Annotated in this window: 13 protein-coding genes and 1 tRNA gene; 7 read left to right on the top strand and 7 right to left on the bottom strand. The window is 67.5% G+C overall.

What is annotated here, in order from left to right:
- Positions 1 to 7 precede the first annotated feature (7 nt).
- Positions 8 to 1,786: a PTS fructose-like transporter subunit IIB gene (locus BYZ73_RS14970; protein WP_112316560.1), complete on the top strand. Its 1,779-nt coding sequence runs from the start codon at positions 8 to 10 to the stop codon at positions 1,784 to 1,786.
- 279 nt (positions 1,787 to 2,065) lie between these two features.
- Here BYZ73_RS14970 and BYZ73_RS14965 read toward each other — a convergent pair.
- The 7 genes from BYZ73_RS14965 to leuC all read right to left on the bottom strand — a co-directional run bounded on the left by BYZ73_RS14965 (position 2,066) and on the right by leuC (position 8,290).
- Positions 2,066 to 2,142 (bottom strand) — tRNA-Pro (locus tag BYZ73_RS14965).
- A gap of 47 nt (positions 2,143 to 2,189) precedes the next feature.
- The gene (locus BYZ73_RS14960; RefSeq protein ID WP_158272376.1) at positions 2,190 to 3,140 is read right to left on the bottom strand and encodes a DMT family transporter; all 951 of its coding nucleotides are present in this window, start codon (positions 3,138 to 3,140) and stop codon (positions 2,190 to 2,192) included.
- A 120-nt stretch (positions 3,141 to 3,260) separates the two neighbouring features.
- Positions 3,261 to 4,364 (bottom strand): 3-isopropylmalate dehydrogenase, encoded by a 1,104-nt coding sequence (gene leuB, locus BYZ73_RS14955; protein ID WP_112316559.1) that lies wholly within the window; start codon positions 4,362 to 4,364, stop codon positions 3,261 to 3,263.
- A 58-nt stretch (positions 4,365 to 4,422) separates the two neighbouring features.
- Positions 4,423 to 5,523, bottom strand: coding sequence for an endonuclease/exonuclease/phosphatase family protein (locus tag BYZ73_RS14950; RefSeq protein WP_112316558.1), 1,101 nt, complete (start codon positions 5,521 to 5,523; stop codon positions 4,423 to 4,425).
- A gap of 5 nt (positions 5,524 to 5,528) precedes the next feature.
- Complete coding sequence (gene leuD / locus BYZ73_RS14945) at positions 5,529 to 6,134, bottom strand: 3-isopropylmalate dehydratase small subunit (protein WP_108028359.1); 606 nt, start codon at positions 6,132 to 6,134, stop codon at positions 5,529 to 5,531.
- 59 nt (positions 6,135 to 6,193) lie between these two features.
- A complete protein-coding gene (locus BYZ73_RS14940; RefSeq protein WP_112316557.1) occupies positions 6,194 to 6,727 on the bottom strand; it encodes an HdeD family acid-resistance protein in 534 nt (177 codons plus the stop codon).
- A gap of 147 nt (positions 6,728 to 6,874) precedes the next feature.
- On the bottom strand, positions 6,875 to 8,290 hold the full coding sequence (gene leuC, locus BYZ73_RS14935; RefSeq protein WP_112316556.1) for a 3-isopropylmalate dehydratase large subunit: 1,416 nt from the start codon (positions 8,288 to 8,290) through the stop codon (positions 6,875 to 6,877).
- A gap of 570 nt (positions 8,291 to 8,860) precedes the next feature.
- On the opposite strand from leuC, the gene BYZ73_RS14925 reads away from it, so the two are divergent.
- The 6 genes from BYZ73_RS14925 (at position 8,861) to BYZ73_RS14900 (ending at position 14,716) form a co-directional block, all read left to right on the top strand.
- Positions 8,861 to 10,186, top strand: coding sequence for a mechanosensitive ion channel family protein (locus tag BYZ73_RS14925; protein WP_112316555.1), 1,326 nt, complete (start codon positions 8,861 to 8,863; stop codon positions 10,184 to 10,186).
- Between the two features lie 33 nt (positions 10,187 to 10,219).
- A complete protein-coding gene (locus BYZ73_RS14920; RefSeq protein ID WP_112316554.1) occupies positions 10,220 to 10,828 on the top strand; it encodes an SOUL family heme-binding protein in 609 nt (202 codons plus the stop codon).
- 149 nt (positions 10,829 to 10,977) lie between these two features.
- On the top strand, positions 10,978 to 11,355 hold the full coding sequence (rsfS, locus tag BYZ73_RS14915; protein WP_181498069.1) for a ribosome silencing factor: 378 nt from the start codon (positions 10,978 to 10,980) through the stop codon (positions 11,353 to 11,355).
- A complete protein-coding gene (rlmH, locus tag BYZ73_RS14910; protein ID WP_108028418.1) occupies positions 11,355 to 11,825 on the top strand; it encodes a 23S rRNA (pseudouridine(1915)-N(3))-methyltransferase RlmH in 471 nt (156 codons plus the stop codon). The genes rsfS and rlmH overlap by 1 nt, the downstream gene beginning before the upstream one ends.
- Positions 11,826 to 12,015: 190 nt before the next feature.
- The gene (gpmI, locus tag BYZ73_RS14905; RefSeq protein WP_108028365.1) at positions 12,016 to 13,536 is read left to right on the top strand and encodes a 2,3-bisphosphoglycerate-independent phosphoglycerate mutase; all 1,521 of its coding nucleotides are present in this window, start codon (positions 12,016 to 12,018) and stop codon (positions 13,534 to 13,536) included.
- 10 nt (positions 13,537 to 13,546) lie between these two features.
- Positions 13,547 to 14,716, top strand: coding sequence for a murein hydrolase activator EnvC family protein (locus BYZ73_RS14900; protein WP_425451092.1), 1,170 nt, complete (start codon positions 13,547 to 13,549; stop codon positions 14,714 to 14,716).
- Positions 14,717 to 14,719: the final 3 nt, after the last annotated feature.

Raw genomic sequence — 14,719 nt, 5'->3', positions numbered from 1 at the left:
GAGACCCATGACGAAAATCGTTGCCGTGACGGCCTGCCCTACGGGAATCGCGCATACCCACATGGCGGCCGAGGCGCTGGAAGAGACCGCGCGGCTTGCGGGTCATGACATCCGGGTCGAGCGGCAAAGCGCGCAGGGCGTCGAGCGCGCCCTGACCGCAGACGAGATCGCTGCGGCCGACGTGGTCCTGATCGCGGCCGACATCCATGTCGATGCGGTGCGCTTCGCGGGCAAGCCGATCTGCGCGACCTCGACCAGCCGGGCGATCCGCGACACCGCGGGGGTGATCGACGCGGCGCTGGCCGCGCTGGCCGACGCTCCGGCGCAGCAGACGCCCGCTGCCGCATCCGCACCCGCTGCCGCCGCGCCTGCCGGGCTGAAGGTGGTGGCGGTGACCTCCTGCCCCACGGGCATCGCCCACACCTTCATGGCGGCCGACGGGCTGAAGAAAGCGGCCCAGGCGAGGGGCTACGAGATCGCGGTCGAGACCCAGGGCTCGGTCGGGTCCCAGAATGCCCTGACCGAGGCGCAGATCGCCGAGGCCGATCTGGTGGTGATCGCGGCCGACACCCATGTGGATGACACCCGGTTCCGGGGCAAGAAGGTCTACCGCACCAGCGTCGGCGCCGCGGTCAAGCGGGCGGCGGAGGTGCTGGACGAGGCGCTGGCCGAGGGCGAGATCCTCGGCGGGGCCGGGGCGGGCGAGGCGGGCTATGCCGACACGGTCCGTCAGGCCAAGGCCGCGCGCAAGGCCTCGCAGGGCACCGGACCCTACCAGCACCTGCTGACCGGCGTGTCCTACATGCTGCCCATCGTGGTCGCCGGCGGGCTTCTGATCGCGCTGTCCTTCGTCTTCGGTATCAACGCCTTCGAGGAAGAGGGCACGCTGCCCGCCGCGCTGATGTCCATTGGCGGGGGCGCGGCCTTCCAGCTGATGGTGCCGGTGCTGGCGGGCTTCATCGCCTATTCCATCGCCGACCGGCCCGGCCTGACGCCGGGGCTGATCGGCGGCATGCTGGCGGTCAACCTTCAGGCAGGATTTCTGGGCGGCATCGTCGCGGGCTTTCTGGCGGGCTACACCGCGCGCTGGCTGCGCGACACGATCCGGCTGCCGCAGACGCTCGAGGGCCTCAAGCCGGTGCTGATCCTGCCGCTGCTGTCTACCCTGATCACCGGTCTCGTGATGGTCTATGTCGTCGGCACGCCGGTCGCCGCGATCCTTGCGGCGATGACCGATTTCCTTCAGGGGCTCGGCACCACCAACGCGCTGGCCTTCGGGCTGATCCTCGGCGGCATGATGGCCATCGACATGGGCGGACCGATCAACAAGGCGGCCTATACCTTCGCGGTCGGTCTGCTGACCTCGGAAACCTATGCGCCGATGGCAGCGGTGATGGCGGCGGGCATGACGCCGCCGCTGGGCCTCGCGCTGGCCACGCTGGTCGCGCGCAACCGGTTCAGCCCCGAAGAACGCAAGGCGGGCGGGGCGGCTGCGGTGCTGGGGCTGTCCTTCATCACCGAGGGCGCCATTCCCTTCGCCGCCAAGGACCCGACCCGCGTCATTCCGGCCATCGTGGTGGGCTCGGCCATCACCGGCGCCCTGTCGATGCTGCTGGGCTGCAAGCTGGTGGCGCCCCATGGCGGGATCTTCGTCCTCGCGATCCCGAATGCGGTAACGAACCTCGTCGGTTATGCCGTCGCCATCGTGGTGGGGACGCTGGTCACGACGGCGCTGCTGGCGGTGCTGAAGCGGCCCGTCGCCCGGCAGGCTTCGTCACCGGCCTGAGTACCTTATGGCCTGCCGCACTCGACCGATCGCCGTCATGACTGAGCGGTTTGGACCTCCGCCGCCTCACGAAAAGCGGTGGCGCCCTGGTCGAGGCGCGCACGCGCCCCGCTGGCGGATGCTGCGGGGACCGAAGCCTTGCTCGAATCGGACAGCCAGCGCGATCACCCGAGCTTCCTCGAAGCACCGGCGAAGGCCATGGACGGCTGGAAATGAGGGGTTTCTTTGCGGTTTCTTTGCGGGCTGAGATTTCGGAAATCTCCAAGCCCTTGATTTTATTGGTCGGAGTGAGAGGATTCGAACCTCCGGCCCCTGCCTCCCGAAGACAGTGCTCTACCAGGCTGAGCTACACTCCGACCGCGTGACGGGGGACTTAACGCGGTCCGTAGGCTTTGGCAAGAGGTCATTCCGGGGTCTCTTCGACACCCAGAAGCACCGGGTCCGGGGCGACCCCGGCGCGGTCGGTGGCATGAAGCGCGGGCTGGTTTTCCGAGACCTGCGCGCGGCCTTCGCGCAGGAACACGATCGAGCCGCTGGTCGCGATCACGGCCGCGCCGATCAGCGTGGCGGCATCCGGGATCTCGTCGAAGACCAGATAGCCGATCAGCACCGCCCAGATCATCTGCGAATATTGCATCGGCGCCACCGTCGCCGCCTCGGAGGCGCGATAGGCGTTTATCATCAGCCACATGGCGCTCAGCGCCCCGATGGCGACCAGCGCCATGGCGCCCAGATGGGCGACCGGCATCGGCCGGTAGACGACCGGCAACAGGCAGCCCATCAAGACCACGTTGGCCAGGAGCGGATAGAGCAACAGCACCACGCTGCGTTCCTCGTTGCCGATCTTGCGCACGATCACCGAGACCAGCGCGCTGCTGCCCGCCGAGATGAGGGCGGCGAGATGGCCGAAGCTCAGGTCCGACGTGCCCCAGGGGCGCAGCACGATCAACACGCCGATCAGCCCCAGCACCACCGCCGCCCAGCGCCGGGGGCCGACTCGTTCGCCGAGGATCGGCACCGAGAGCGCGGTGATGATCAGCGGTGTCGAGAAGATGATCGCGTAGGTTTCGGCCAGGGGAATCGCCGAGAAGGCATAAAACGCCATCAGGATGTTCAGCATCACCGCGACGGTGCGCAGCGCGGTCCAGCCCGGGCGGCGCGGCCAGAGGCTGCCGCCCTCGCCCTCGCGGATCAGGATCAGCGTGATCAGCGGAAAGCCCAGAAGCGCGCTGAAGAAAAGGATCTGGATCGCGTCGTAATGGGCGCCGAGCCCCTTCACCACGGCATCGTGGCAGGAATAGACGGCGAAACCTGCCAGCGCGAACCCCGCGCCCCGGGCAGTCGATGCGGCCATGGGACATGCTCGTGAGAGACTTGCCCGACCACCCTTCGGCATTTGCCGTCAGGGTTCAAGCCCGGTCGCGCCGGGGCGGATGGCAGGGCGCGCCCGGGACGCGCCCTGCCATCGGTCGGATCAGAGGCTCGCGTCGAGCGCGGCGAGGATCGCGTCGCCCATCTGCGCCGTCGAGACCGGGGTGCCGCCCTCGGCCCCCATCAGATCGGCGGTGCGGACGCCGTCTGCCAGCACCTTCTCGACCGCCTTTTCCAGACGGGTCGCCTCGGCGCCTTCGTCGAAGGAATAGCGCAGCGCCATGGCAAAGCTCAGGATGCAGGCGATCGGGTTGGCCTTGCCCTGGCCCGCGATATCGGGGGCCGAGCCGTGAACGGGTTCGTACATCGCCTTGGGCCGGCCGTTTTCCATCGGTGCGCCGAGGCTTGCCGAGGGCAGCATGCCCAGCGAGCCGGTCAGCATCGCGGCCACGTCCGACAGCAGGTCGCCGAAGAGATTGTCGGTCAGGATCACGTCGAACTGTTTCGGCCAGCGGCAAAGCTGCATGCCGCCCGCATCGGCGTACATGTGGCTGAGCTCGACATCGGGATAGCTTTCGTCATGGACCTTCTGGACCACCTCGCGCCAGAGGATGCCCGATTCCATCACATTGGCCTTCTCCATCGAGCAGACCTTGTTGCCGCGCTTCCGCGCCAGCTCAAAGGCCGAACGCGCTACGCGGTCGATCTCGGCTTCGGTATAGCGCTGGGTGTTCAGGCCGACGCGCTGGCCGCCTTCCTCGATGATGCCGCGGGGCTCGCCGAAATAGATGCCCGAGGTCAGCTCGCGCACGATCATGATGTCGAGCCCCGAGACCACGTCGCGTTTCAGCGACGAGAAATCGGCCAGCGCGTCGAAGCATTGCGCGGGGCGGAGGTTGGCGAAAAGATCCATCTCCTTGCGGAGCCGCAGGAGGCCGCGCTCGGGCTTCAGGCTGAAATCGAGTTTGTCGTATTGCGGGCCGCCGACCGCGCCCAGCAGGACCGCGTCGACCTCTTGCGCCTTGGCCATGGTGGCATCCGACAGCGGCTTGCCATGGGCGTCATAGGCCGCGCCGCCGACCAGATCCTCGGTCACGTCGAACTTGAGGTCGCGTTTCGTGCCGTACCAGTCGATGATCCGGTGGACCTCGGCCATCACCTCGGGGCCGATGCCGTCGCCGGGCAGGATCAGAAGCGTGTTCGTCATATGCGGATGTCCTTGTCGTGAAGGGTTGAAATCGGGGTAGCGGGCCGGATTTGGCCCGTCAAGGCAGGGCGAGATCCGCCCAGACGAGGCGGTGGCGCGAGGCCGTGCGGACTGTTTCGGCCAGCGGGCCGTCGGCGGGCCAGAAGACGCCCGCGCCGGTGACGGGGATCGCGGCAGAGGGCAGAACGTAATCGACGCGCAGGTTCCCGGGGCTGTTGTCGTCCCATTCGGCGGTGTCGCGGGCCGGCACGCCCCGCTGGGCGGCGTTGGCGCCGGTTTGCGGCGCGGCGGCGGCGCCCGCGCTTTCGGGCAGGGGATCGGTCAGGCGCGGATCGGCCAGGAAGGCCCGCATCGCGGCGCTGTGGCCGTCGCCATCCTCGGGGTCGAGATTGGCATCGCCCAGGATCACGAAGGGCGCCTCGGGCGGGACCATGCCGAGCGCGCCGTCGAGATAAAGCGTCCAGAGCCGAAGCTCGTCGCGGTTTCGCAGCCCGTTGCGGTCTTCTGGGCCGTCGAAGACGGGCGGCGTGGCATGGAAGGTCAGCAGGTGCAGGACGGTGCCGCCCAGATCGACCGGCACGTCCCAATGCCCGGTGGTCGAGAGGCGCTGCACCGCCTGCGCCTCGGGCGAGGGGAAGGGGGCGCCGTCGGTCTCGGGCAGGGTCGCGCCGGGCAGGTCGCGCCAGAGCAGCGCCGAGAAATCGCGCACCTCTTCGGTCAGGATGGGAAAGCGCGACAGGATCGCCATGCCGTCCTGTCCGGCGAAATAGCCAAAGCCCTGGGCATCGCCCGGCCCGCCCGTGCGGCCGTCGCCGTCGAGATCGAGGCCGCTGCGCAGGCCGGTATTGGGGCTCAGTGCAAAGCGATGGGGATAGTCCAGATCGCGGGCGCGCAGCAGATCCGCCAGCGCCGCCAGTGCCAGCCCGTCGAGGTCGAAATCGACCCCCTGCAGCGCGAGGATGTCGGGCCGGGCGGCGGCGATCACCTCGATCACCGCCGCCACCTGGTCGTCCTTGCCCGACAGGATGTCGCGCAACAAAAGCCCCGGCCCCTTGCGGGAAAGCTCGGCGTTATAGCTGGCCACGCGCAGATCGGCGGCGGCGGGCAGGGCGCAGAAGACGGCAAGCAGGCCCGGCACGATTGCGGCGGGCCTGCGCATCCGGGTCAGACCCAGGGCCGGTCCTGGGCCATCTTCGACTCGAAGCCGTCGATGGCGGTCGCCTTGTTGAGCGTCAGGCCGATGTCGTCGAGCCCTTCCAGCAGGCAGTGCTTGCGGAACGGGTCGACCTCGAAGGCGATCTCGACCCCGTCCGAGGTGGTGATCGTCTGGTTTTCCAGATCGACGGTCATCCGGGCATTGGCGCCCTTCTCGGCATCCTTCATCAGGATGTCGACCTGCTCTTGCGGCAGCGGGATCGGCAGGATGCCATTCTTGAAGCAGTTGTTGAAGAAGATGTCGGCAAAGCTGGGTGCGATCACGCAGCGGATGCCGAAATCCTTGATCGCCCAGGGGGCGTGTTCGCGCGAGGACCCGCAGCCGAAATTGTCGCCCGCGACCAGGATCTGGGTCTCGCGATAGGCGGGCTTGTTCAGCACGAAATCGGGGTTTTCATTGCCGTCCTGATCGTAGCGCATCTCGTCGAACAGGTTCACCCCCAGCCCCTCGCGCTTGATCGTCTTGAGGTACTGCTTGGGGATGATCATGTCGGTGTCGATGTTGACCAGATCCAGCGGCGCGGCGATGCCGGTGAGCTTCTCGAACTTTTCCATTCGTCTCAGATCTCCTAGCGCCTTCCGCGCCGCCCCCGGGGTCCGGTCAGGCGGTCGCGTCAGGCAGGTGTTTCAACATGGCGGGGCCGCCGCGCGGCGATCCCGAAGGCCATCAGCCCGATCCCGTCCAGAAGCAGCTCGAGCCCGACCAGCAGCCCCAGAAGCGTGGTGGCCGCGGCGAAGAAGTTCGAGAAGATCAGGACCCCGATCAGGATGGATGCCGCCCCGGTCAGAAGCAGCAGCCAGAAAAGGCCGGTGTCGCGGAAGGTGAAGGACAGCATCAGGCGCATGGCCCCCATCACGACGAAGAGAAGCCCCAGCAGCAGCGTCATCCAGGCCGCGCCGACCAGCGGGTTGATCAGGATCGACAGGCCCGCCAGCAGGAACAGAATGCCGACGAAGCCGTTGAGCCAGCGGTGACTGTCGGGTCCGCCCCGCATCACCGTGATCATCTGGATCAGACCGGCGAGCAGAAAGACGATGCCGACGATCTGGGTGGCCGCGATGGTGGCGGCGAAGGGGTTGGCCAGCGCCACGATCCCGCCTATCAGCAGCACGACACCGATCAGCGTGTAGATGAGCCAGTTTCTCATGGGAACCTCCTCGATGTGAGAGTTTGTCTCCACATCAACGGTCCGGGCGACCGATGGGTTCCCGCGCACGGACCCCGCCCGTCGGCCGCAAGGGCCGCCTGTCGAAGGGGAGGGGTCCGGCCCGTCATTGTCTTCCGCGCCTCCGGTTCAGACCGTTTCTGCCAGCAGTTCGCGCACGTCGGTCAGGTGCCCCGTGACCGCCGCCGCCGCGGCCATGACCGGGCTCATCAGATGGGTGCGCCCGCCCCGGCCCATGCGGCCCTCGAAGTTGCGGTTCGAGGTGGCGGCGCAGCGTTCGCCCGGCGCCAGCTGGTCGGGGTTCATGCCCAGACACATCGAACAGCCGGCAAGCCGCCATTCGAATCCCGCCTCGGTGAAGACCTTGTCGAGCCCCTCTTCCTCGGCCTGCGCCCGCACCAGCCCCGAACCCGGCACGACCATGCCGCGCACGCCCGGCGCCAGTGTCTTGCCCTTCAGGATTTCGGCCGCGGCGCGCAGATCCTCGATCCGGCCATTGGTGCAGGACCCGATGAAGACCGCATCGACCTTGATCTCGGTCAGCGGCGTGCCGGGTTTCAGCCCCATATAGTCCAGCGACCGGCGCGCGGCCTCGACCTTGCCGCCCTGGAAGTCCCCGGGCGCGGGCACGGTGCCGGTGATCGGCAGCACGTCCTCGGGCGAGGTGCCCCAGGTCACCACGGGGGCGATGTCCTCGGCGCGGATGGTCACGACCTTGTCCCAATGGGCGTCGTCGTCGGATTTGAGCGTCTTCCACCAGGTCAGCGCGGCTTCCCATTGCGCGCCCTTCGGCGCATGGGGGCGGCCCTTGACGTAGTCGAAGGTGGTGTCGTCGGGCGCGATCAGGCCCGCGCGCGCGCCGCCCTCGATCGCCATGTTGCAGACCGTCATCCGGCCTTCCATCGACAGCGCGCGGATCGCCTCGCCGCAATATTCGATGACATAGCCGGTGCCGCCCGCGGTGCCGGTCTTGCCGATCACCGCAAGGGTGATGTCCTTGGCCGTGACGCCCGGCGGCAGGGTGCCGGTGATCTCGACCTTCATGTTCTTCGACTTCTTCTGGATCAGCGTCTGGGTGGCCAGAACATGTTCGACCTCGGAGGTGCCGATCCCGTGCGCCAGTGCCCCGAAGGCGCCATGGGTCGCGGTATGGCTGTCGCCGCAGACAACGGTCATGCCGGGCAGGGTCCAGCCCTGTTCGGGGCCGACGATATGCACGATCCCCTGCCGGATATCCGAGACCGGGTAATAGACCACGCCGAAATCGCGCGCGTTCTTGTCGAGCGCCTCGACCTGGATGCGGCTTTCCTCGTTGTCGATCTTCGTCTCGCGCCCTTCGGTGGTGGGCACGTTGTGATCTGGCACGGCGATGGTCTTTTCGGGCGCGCGCACTGTGCGGCCAGTCATCCGCAGGCCTTCGAAGGCTTGCGGGCTCGTCACCTCATGCACGAGATGGCGGTCGATATACAGAAGGCAGGTGCCGTCCTCGGCCTGGTCGACCAGGTGGGCATCCCACAGCTTGTCATAGAGGGTCTTGCCGGTCATGGAATTCTCCGCGGCTATGTCACTTGGCAAATGGAGAAACGGGTGCTGACGCCGCCTCAAAGGCGGGCGAGCACCGATCGGGTCGCGCCGAAGAATCGCCAGGGCAGGCGCGCGCGGTCGTCCATGTCGAAGACACGTTTCATGCCGCTGGGATACTCCTTTGCCCCGCGTCGATCAAGGGCATGCGCTTGCCGGGACGTCGCTTCGTGGTCTTCATCTTGGCGGGCCGGAGGTATGGTCACCTATATATGGGGTGAAAGCCCAAAATCTATTGTTTTACGTAAGGGAAGCTATCATCGTTCTTCTGTTATCCAGAGAGGTGATCCGATGGCTCCGAAGACAGTGAACAAGAGCGCGAAGACCGGGCAGTTCGTTTCGAATGCCAAGGTCAGGTCCGCTCCCGCAACAACTTATAAGCAAACCGTGGCGCCGAAAGGCAAGAAGGGCAAAAACTAGTCCCGGATCAAACTGTTTCGCTCTGTTCGGGGCGAGGAAATCCAAGGGCGGCCTGACTGCATGAGGCGTTTGGTTTTCCGCCTTCCTGACCTAATCTTGGGGAAAGGAGGCCCGATGGAGAGCGATCCGACTCCGATCCTGCAGGAATTGCAGGCCTTGGCCGAGCAGGGCAGGGGTTTCTTCCAAAGCCTGACCCGGCCGGGCTGGCGGCTTTATCAGATCGGCATCCTGCTGGGGCTGTTTGCGCTGGCCCAGCTGGGCGCCTGGGGGCTTTACGGGCGGCTCTACGGCTGGCTTCGGGCGCGCGAGGGCTGGCCGATGTGGCGGTTCCGCACCGGGCTGATCCTGCTGCGGCGGCTGCGGATCATCCTGCTGGTCATCCTTGCCTGGGTCACGGTCTGGGCGATGCGCGAGGTGACCTGGCCCTCGCGCAGCTATCTGGTGGCCATCGGCGCGACGCTGGCGACGGCCTGGCTGTTCGTGGGGCTTGCCGCGCGGCTGGTGCGCAACCCCTTTCTGCGGCGGCTCGTGACCTGGGGGCTCTGGGTCTATGTCACGCTTTATGTCGTCGGCCTGACCGAAGAGGCGGCGGCGCTGCTCGACTCGGTCCGGCTGGGCATGGGCGATCTGCAGCTTTCGGCGCTGACCCTGCTCAGGGCCGCGGTGGTGACCGGCGTGCTTTTCACCGGCGCCCGGCTGATCGCCACCACCTCGGCCGCCCGCATCCGGCGCGACGACGACATCTCGCCCTCGATGCGGGTGCTGATCGTCAAGCTCCTGCAGCTATGCCTTTACGGCGCGGCGGTGTTTCTGGGGCTCAAGCTCGCGGGCTTCGACCTGACCGGACTGGCGGTGCTGTCGGGCGCCATCGGTGTGGGCCTGGGCTTCGGGTTGCAGAAGGTTGTCTCGAACCTCGTCTCGGGCGTCATCATCCTGCTCGACAAGTCGGTCAAGCCGGGCGACGTGATCTCGCTGGGCGACACCTTTGGCTGGATCAACGCGCTGGGCGCACGCTATGTCTCGGTCGTCACCCGCGAGGGCAAGGAATACCTGATCCCGAACGAGGATCTGATCACCAGCCAGGTGGTCAACTGGTCCCATTCCAACGAATTTGTCCGGCTCGACATCTTTTTCGGCACTGCCTATGCGGACGACCCGCACCGGGTGCGTCGGCTGGCGGTCGAGGCGGCGGCCAGCGTGCCCCGGGTGCTGGCCGACAGGCCGCCCGTATGCCATATCGTGGGCTTCGGCGACAGTTCGGTCGACTACATCCTGCGGTTCTGGATCGTCGATCCCAGCGAGGGCCTGACCAATGTCCGGGGCGCGGTCTTTCTGGCGCTCTGGGACGCGTTCCAGGCCAACGACATCACCATTCCCTTCCCGCAGCGCGAGGTGAAAATCCTGCCCGGCAGCCGCCTCGCCGCCGCCCCGCCCGACTGACAGCCCCCCGTTCCGCCAAAGGAGTCTCGTCCGATGCCCCGTCCCGTTCGTTTGTCAGGCCCCGTCTTTTTATCAGGTCTCGTCCTGGCCGCGACCCTGGCCGCAAACCTCGTCCGCGCCGACAGCTATCGGGGCTATCCCGAGGTGCCCTACCGGGCCGAGCGCCAGATGGGCGCCGTCGAGCTGCGCCACTATCCCGCCCGCACCATCGCCGAGGTCATCGTCGACGGGACGCGCTTTGCCGCCATAAATCGCGGCTTCAGCGAGCTGGCCCATTACATTTTCGGCGAGAATGCGGCGGGCGAAAAGATCGCCATGACCGTGCCGGTGGGCCAGACCCGGACCGATCGCGGCTGGGCAATCCGCTTTACGATGCCCGAGGACGCGACGCCCGAGACCCTGCCCGAGCCGACGAAATCCTGGGTCCGGCTGAGGCGTCTGCCGCCCGAAACCCTTCTTGTCCTGCGCTTTTCCGGCCGCGCCACGGCCGAGAAGCTGAACGCCGCCGGGCGCGATCTGGTGGCCGAGGGCAAGGCGCGGGGCCTGCACCTGACCGGGCCCGCCCGGCTGATGTTCTACGACGACCCCTTCACCATGCCCTGGAACCGGCGCAACGAGGTCGGTTACCTTGTGGCGCCATGACGCCGCTCCGCCTGCAGCGCGCATTGAGATTTTAACCCAGGGATGCTAGATATGACTTATGCCCAGCGCCGGGGCACCGACGGCGCGCCGCGTAGGAGGACAATGTCCTGTCTCACAATCTTGAGGTGGCCTTTGACGGGGCCGCAGCAATGGCAGCGATGAACGCGCTGCTTCCGGATGTGTCGAGTGAAGAGCTCCTCGATCGCATCCTCGCCTCCCTCGACGACGACAAGGCCGAAGACGTGGTCCGTATCGACCTGCGCGGCAAGTCCAGCGTGGCCGATTACATGGTCATCTGTTCCGGCCGTTCGACCCGGCAGGTCTCGGCCATCGCCGAAAAGCTGAAGGACCGCCTCAAGGAGGATCTGGGCCGCAGCTGCAAGATCGAGGGGAAGGATCAGGGCGACTGGGTGCTGATCGATGTGGGCGACGTGATCGTGCACGTCTTCCGTCCCGAGGTCCGCGAGTTCTACCAACTCGAGAAGATGTGGATGCCCGCCGGCGCGATGAACTCCGCCCGCGCCTGATGCGCGTCCATGTCTGCGCCGTGGGGCGCCTGCGCAAGGGCCCCGAGCGAGACCTGATCGAGGATTACACCGCCCGGTTCGACCGGACCGGCCGGAGCCTCGGGCTCGGTCCGCTGACCTTCGCCGAGGTCGAGGACCGCAAGGGCGGCGGCCCGGCCGCCGAGGCGGCGCTTCTGGACCGCGCCCTGCCGCAGGGCGCTGCGATCTGTGCCCTCGACGAACGCGGCCGGACCCTCGCCTCGCCCGATTTCGCCGATCTGCTGGCGCGCTGGCGCGATGCCGGCCGGGGGGATGCGGCCTTCCTGATCGGCGGCGCCGACGGGCTCGATCCGGCTCTGGTCGCCCGGGCCGACGCGGTGCTGTCCTTCGGGCCGATGGTCTGGCCCCATATGCTGGCCCGTGCCATGCTCAGCGAACAACTGTACCGCGCCGCCAGTATCCTTGCCGGTCTGCCCTATCACCGCGTCTGATCTTCTTCTTGGCCCAAATACCCCCTTCCCGCGCCCGCAGGGCGCGGCCAGTGGCCACCGGGCTGTCGTTCGGCCGCATTTGCAACTCGCCCCAGAAGCGCCCGTGTGACAGGCTGCCATCGACGGCCGCTGTTGTCCTCTGGCCCCGTGCCTTCTAGAAGGGGCGCAACTGCAGAAGGGTGCTTTTGCCATGACCACACCGAAACCCGTCATTCTGTGCATTCTCGATGGCTGGGGCATCGGCCCCACCCATGACGACAATGCCCCGCTGCTGGCCGAGACGCCCAATTTCGACCGGCTGATGCAGACCTGCCCCAATGCGATCCTGACCACCTTCGGGCCCGATGTCGGCTTGCCGACGGGGCAGATGGGCAATTCCGAGGTCGGCCATACCAATATCGGTGCAGGCCGGGTGGTGGCGATGGATCTGGGCCAGATCGACCTGTCGATCGAGGATGGCAGCTTCTTCCGGCAACCCGCCCTGACCGGCTTCATCGACAAGATGAAGGCCTCGGGCGGCACGGCGCATCTGCTGGGGCTTGTGTCCGATGGCGGCGTCCATGGCCATATCGCCCATATCCTCGCCGCCGCCCGCTGCATCGCCGAGGCAGGCGTCCCGGTTGCCATCCATGCCCTGACCGACGGGCGTGACGTGCCGCCGCAATCGGCCGACCGCTTCATCCCCGAACTTGCAGAGGGCCTGCCCGAGGGCGCGCATATCGCCACCGTGATCGGGCGCTATTATGCGATGGACCGCGACAATCGCTGGGAACGGGTCAAGCTCGCCTATCACGCCATGGCCAACGGGCTTGGCGAAGAGGTCGCCAGCGCCGAAGAGGCCGTGCAGAAGGCCTATGATCGCGGCGAGACCGACGAGTTCATCCACCCCTCGGTGGTCGCGGGCCATGACGGCATCAAGGATGGCGACGGGCTCTTCTGTCTCAATTTCCGGGCCGACCGCGCCCGCGAGATCCTGCGCGCCTTCGCCCAGCCCGATTTCGACAGTTTCGATACCGGGACCCGGCCGCAGCTCGCCGCGCTGCTGGGGATGGTCGAATATTCGGTCGAGCACAACGCCTGGATGGACACAGTCTTTCCCAAGCGCAAGATCGTCAACACCCTGGGCGAATGGGTCGCCAAGCAGGGGCTGACCCAGTTCCGGCTGGCCGAGACCGAGAAATACCCCCATGTCACCTTCTTCCTGAACGGCGGCAAGGAAGCGCCCGAAGTGGGCGAGGACCGCTTCATGCCGCCAAGCCCCAAGGTCGCGACCTATGACCTGGCGCCCGAGATGTCGGCCGAGGCGGTCGGCGACAAGCTGGTCGAGGCCATCGGCAAGGGCTATGACCTGATCGTCGTGAACTTCGCCAATCCCGACATGGTCGGCCATACCGGCATCCTGTCGGCGGCCATGAAGGCTTGCGAGGCGGTGGACCGCAATCTCGGCCGCGCGCTCGAGGCGCTTGCGGCGGCGGGCGGTGCGATGATCGTCACCGCCGATCACGGCAATTGCGAGACCCTGATCGACCCGGCGACGGGCGGCCCGCATACCGCGCATACCCTGAACCCGGTGCCGGTGATTCTGGTCGGCGGGCCCGAGGGTGCGCGGCTTCGCAACGGGCGGCTGGCCGATCTGGCGCCGACCGTTCTGGAGCTGATGAACCTGCCGAAACCGCCCGAGATGACGGGCGAAACCCTGATCGGCGTGTGAGACAGGCGGCGTGAGACAGGCAGGCGGCCCGTTTCTCGCCCTTCTGATCGCCGGGGCCGCGCTGGCGGCCCTGTCAGTCCCGCTCTGGCCGACCCCGGCCCTGGCCCAGACCGCCGATCCGGCCGAGACCGCAGAGGCTGCGGCCGCGGCGCTGCGGGACGCCGCCGACCGGCTGCAGGCTGCGGGAGGTGCCCGCGACCGGGTCGCCGCGCTGACCGAAACCGTGCGCGCCTATGAACAGGGCCTTGCCGCCCTTCGCGAGGGGCTGCGGCGCGCCGCGGTTCGGGAACAGACCATCGCCGCCGTGCTCGATGCCCGGCGCGAGGAGATCGCCCAGCTCGTGGGTGTGCTCTCCAGCATCGAACGCAATCCCGAGGCGCTGGTTCTGCTGCACCCGACCGGGCCGCTTGGCGCCGCGCGGGCGGGCATGATGCTGGGCGAGGTGACCCCGGCGCTGCAGGCCGAGGCCGAGTCGCTGCGCGGCCAGCTGGACGAGATCGCGCTGATCCGGGCGCTGCAGGAAAGCGCGGCCGACGATCTGGCCGCGGGGCTTTCGGGGGTGCAGACCGCGCGCACCGAACTGAGCCAGGCCATCGCCGACCGCCGCGACCTGCCGCAGCGCTTTTCGGCCGACCCCGAGCGTCTGGCCCATCTGGCCGACAGCAGCGAGACGCTTGACAGCTTTGCCGCGGGGCTGTCCCAGGTCGGCGGCACCGCCCCCCAAGACAGCGCCCCGCCCGCCTTCGAGGCGCTGGAGGGCCAGCTGCCGCTTCCGGTCGAGGGAACCCTGCTGCGCGGCTTCGAAGAGCCCGACGCGGCCGGGATCGTCCGGCCGGGCCTCGTGCTGGCGACCCGGCCGCTGGCGCTGGTGACGACGCCCGTCGCGGCCACGATCCGCTATCGCGGGCCGCTGCTCGACTACGGAAATGTGATGGTGCTGGAACCCGCCCAGGGATATCTGCTGGTGCTTGCCGGGATGGCGCAGGTCTATGGTGCCGAGGGTCAGGTGCTTGCCGCCGGCGCGCCGGTCGGTCTCATGGGCGGCGCCGATCCCAACACGGCCGCGTTTCTGGACGCGGCGGCAGAAGGCGGTGGCAATGACCGTCCGGAAACGCTTTATATGGAACTGAGACAGGGCGGCAGCCCCGTGGACCCTGCGCCGTGGTTCGCGCGACAGTAAGGA

It is taken from the genome of Rhodovulum viride, assembly GCF_003265965.1.
Classification (GTDB): domain Bacteria; phylum Pseudomonadota; class Alphaproteobacteria; order Rhodobacterales; family Rhodobacteraceae; genus Rhodovulum; species Rhodovulum kholense.
This window is presented reverse-complemented; position numbering and strand designations above follow the sequence as displayed.

What these genes read in the sequence shown, in the direction of transcription:
- rlmH (WP_108028418.1), top strand. Translation starts at nt 11,355, where the DNA reads ATGCGCGTCCATGTCTGCGCCGTGGGGCGCCTGCGCAAGGGCCCCGAG.
- BYZ73_RS14970 (WP_112316560.1), top strand. Translation starts at nt 8, where the DNA reads ATGACGAAAATCGTTGCCGTGACGGCCTGCCCTACGGGAATCGCGCAT.
- leuD (WP_108028359.1), bottom strand. Translation starts at nt 6,134, where the DNA reads ATGGAAAAGTTCGAGAAGCTCACCGGCATCGCCGCGCCGCTGGATCTG.
- leuB (WP_112316559.1), bottom strand. Translation starts at nt 4,364, where the DNA reads ATGACGAACACGCTTCTGATCCTGCCCGGCGACGGCATCGGCCCCGAG.
- BYZ73_RS14950 (WP_112316558.1), bottom strand. Translation starts at nt 5,523, where the DNA reads ATGCGCAGGCCCGCCGCAATCGTGCCGGGCCTGCTTGCCGTCTTCTGC.
- BYZ73_RS14920 (WP_112316554.1), top strand. Translation starts at nt 10,220, where the DNA reads ATGCCCCGTCCCGTTCGTTTGTCAGGCCCCGTCTTTTTATCAGGTCTC.
- gpmI (WP_108028365.1), top strand. Translation starts at nt 12,016, where the DNA reads ATGACCACACCGAAACCCGTCATTCTGTGCATTCTCGATGGCTGGGGC.
- leuC (WP_112316556.1), bottom strand. Translation starts at nt 8,290, where the DNA reads ATGACCGGCAAGACCCTCTATGACAAGCTGTGGGATGCCCACCTGGTC.
- rsfS (WP_181498069.1), top strand. Translation starts at nt 10,978, where the DNA reads ATGGCAGCGATGAACGCGCTGCTTCCGGATGTGTCGAGTGAAGAGCTC.
- BYZ73_RS14940 (WP_112316557.1), bottom strand. Translation starts at nt 6,727, where the DNA reads ATGAGAAACTGGCTCATCTACACGCTGATCGGTGTCGTGCTGCTGATA.
- BYZ73_RS14960 (WP_158272376.1), bottom strand. Translation starts at nt 3,140, where the DNA reads ATGGCCGCATCGACTGCCCGGGGCGCGGGGTTCGCGCTGGCAGGTTTC.
- BYZ73_RS14925 (WP_112316555.1), top strand. Translation starts at nt 8,861, where the DNA reads ATGGAGAGCGATCCGACTCCGATCCTGCAGGAATTGCAGGCCTTGGCC.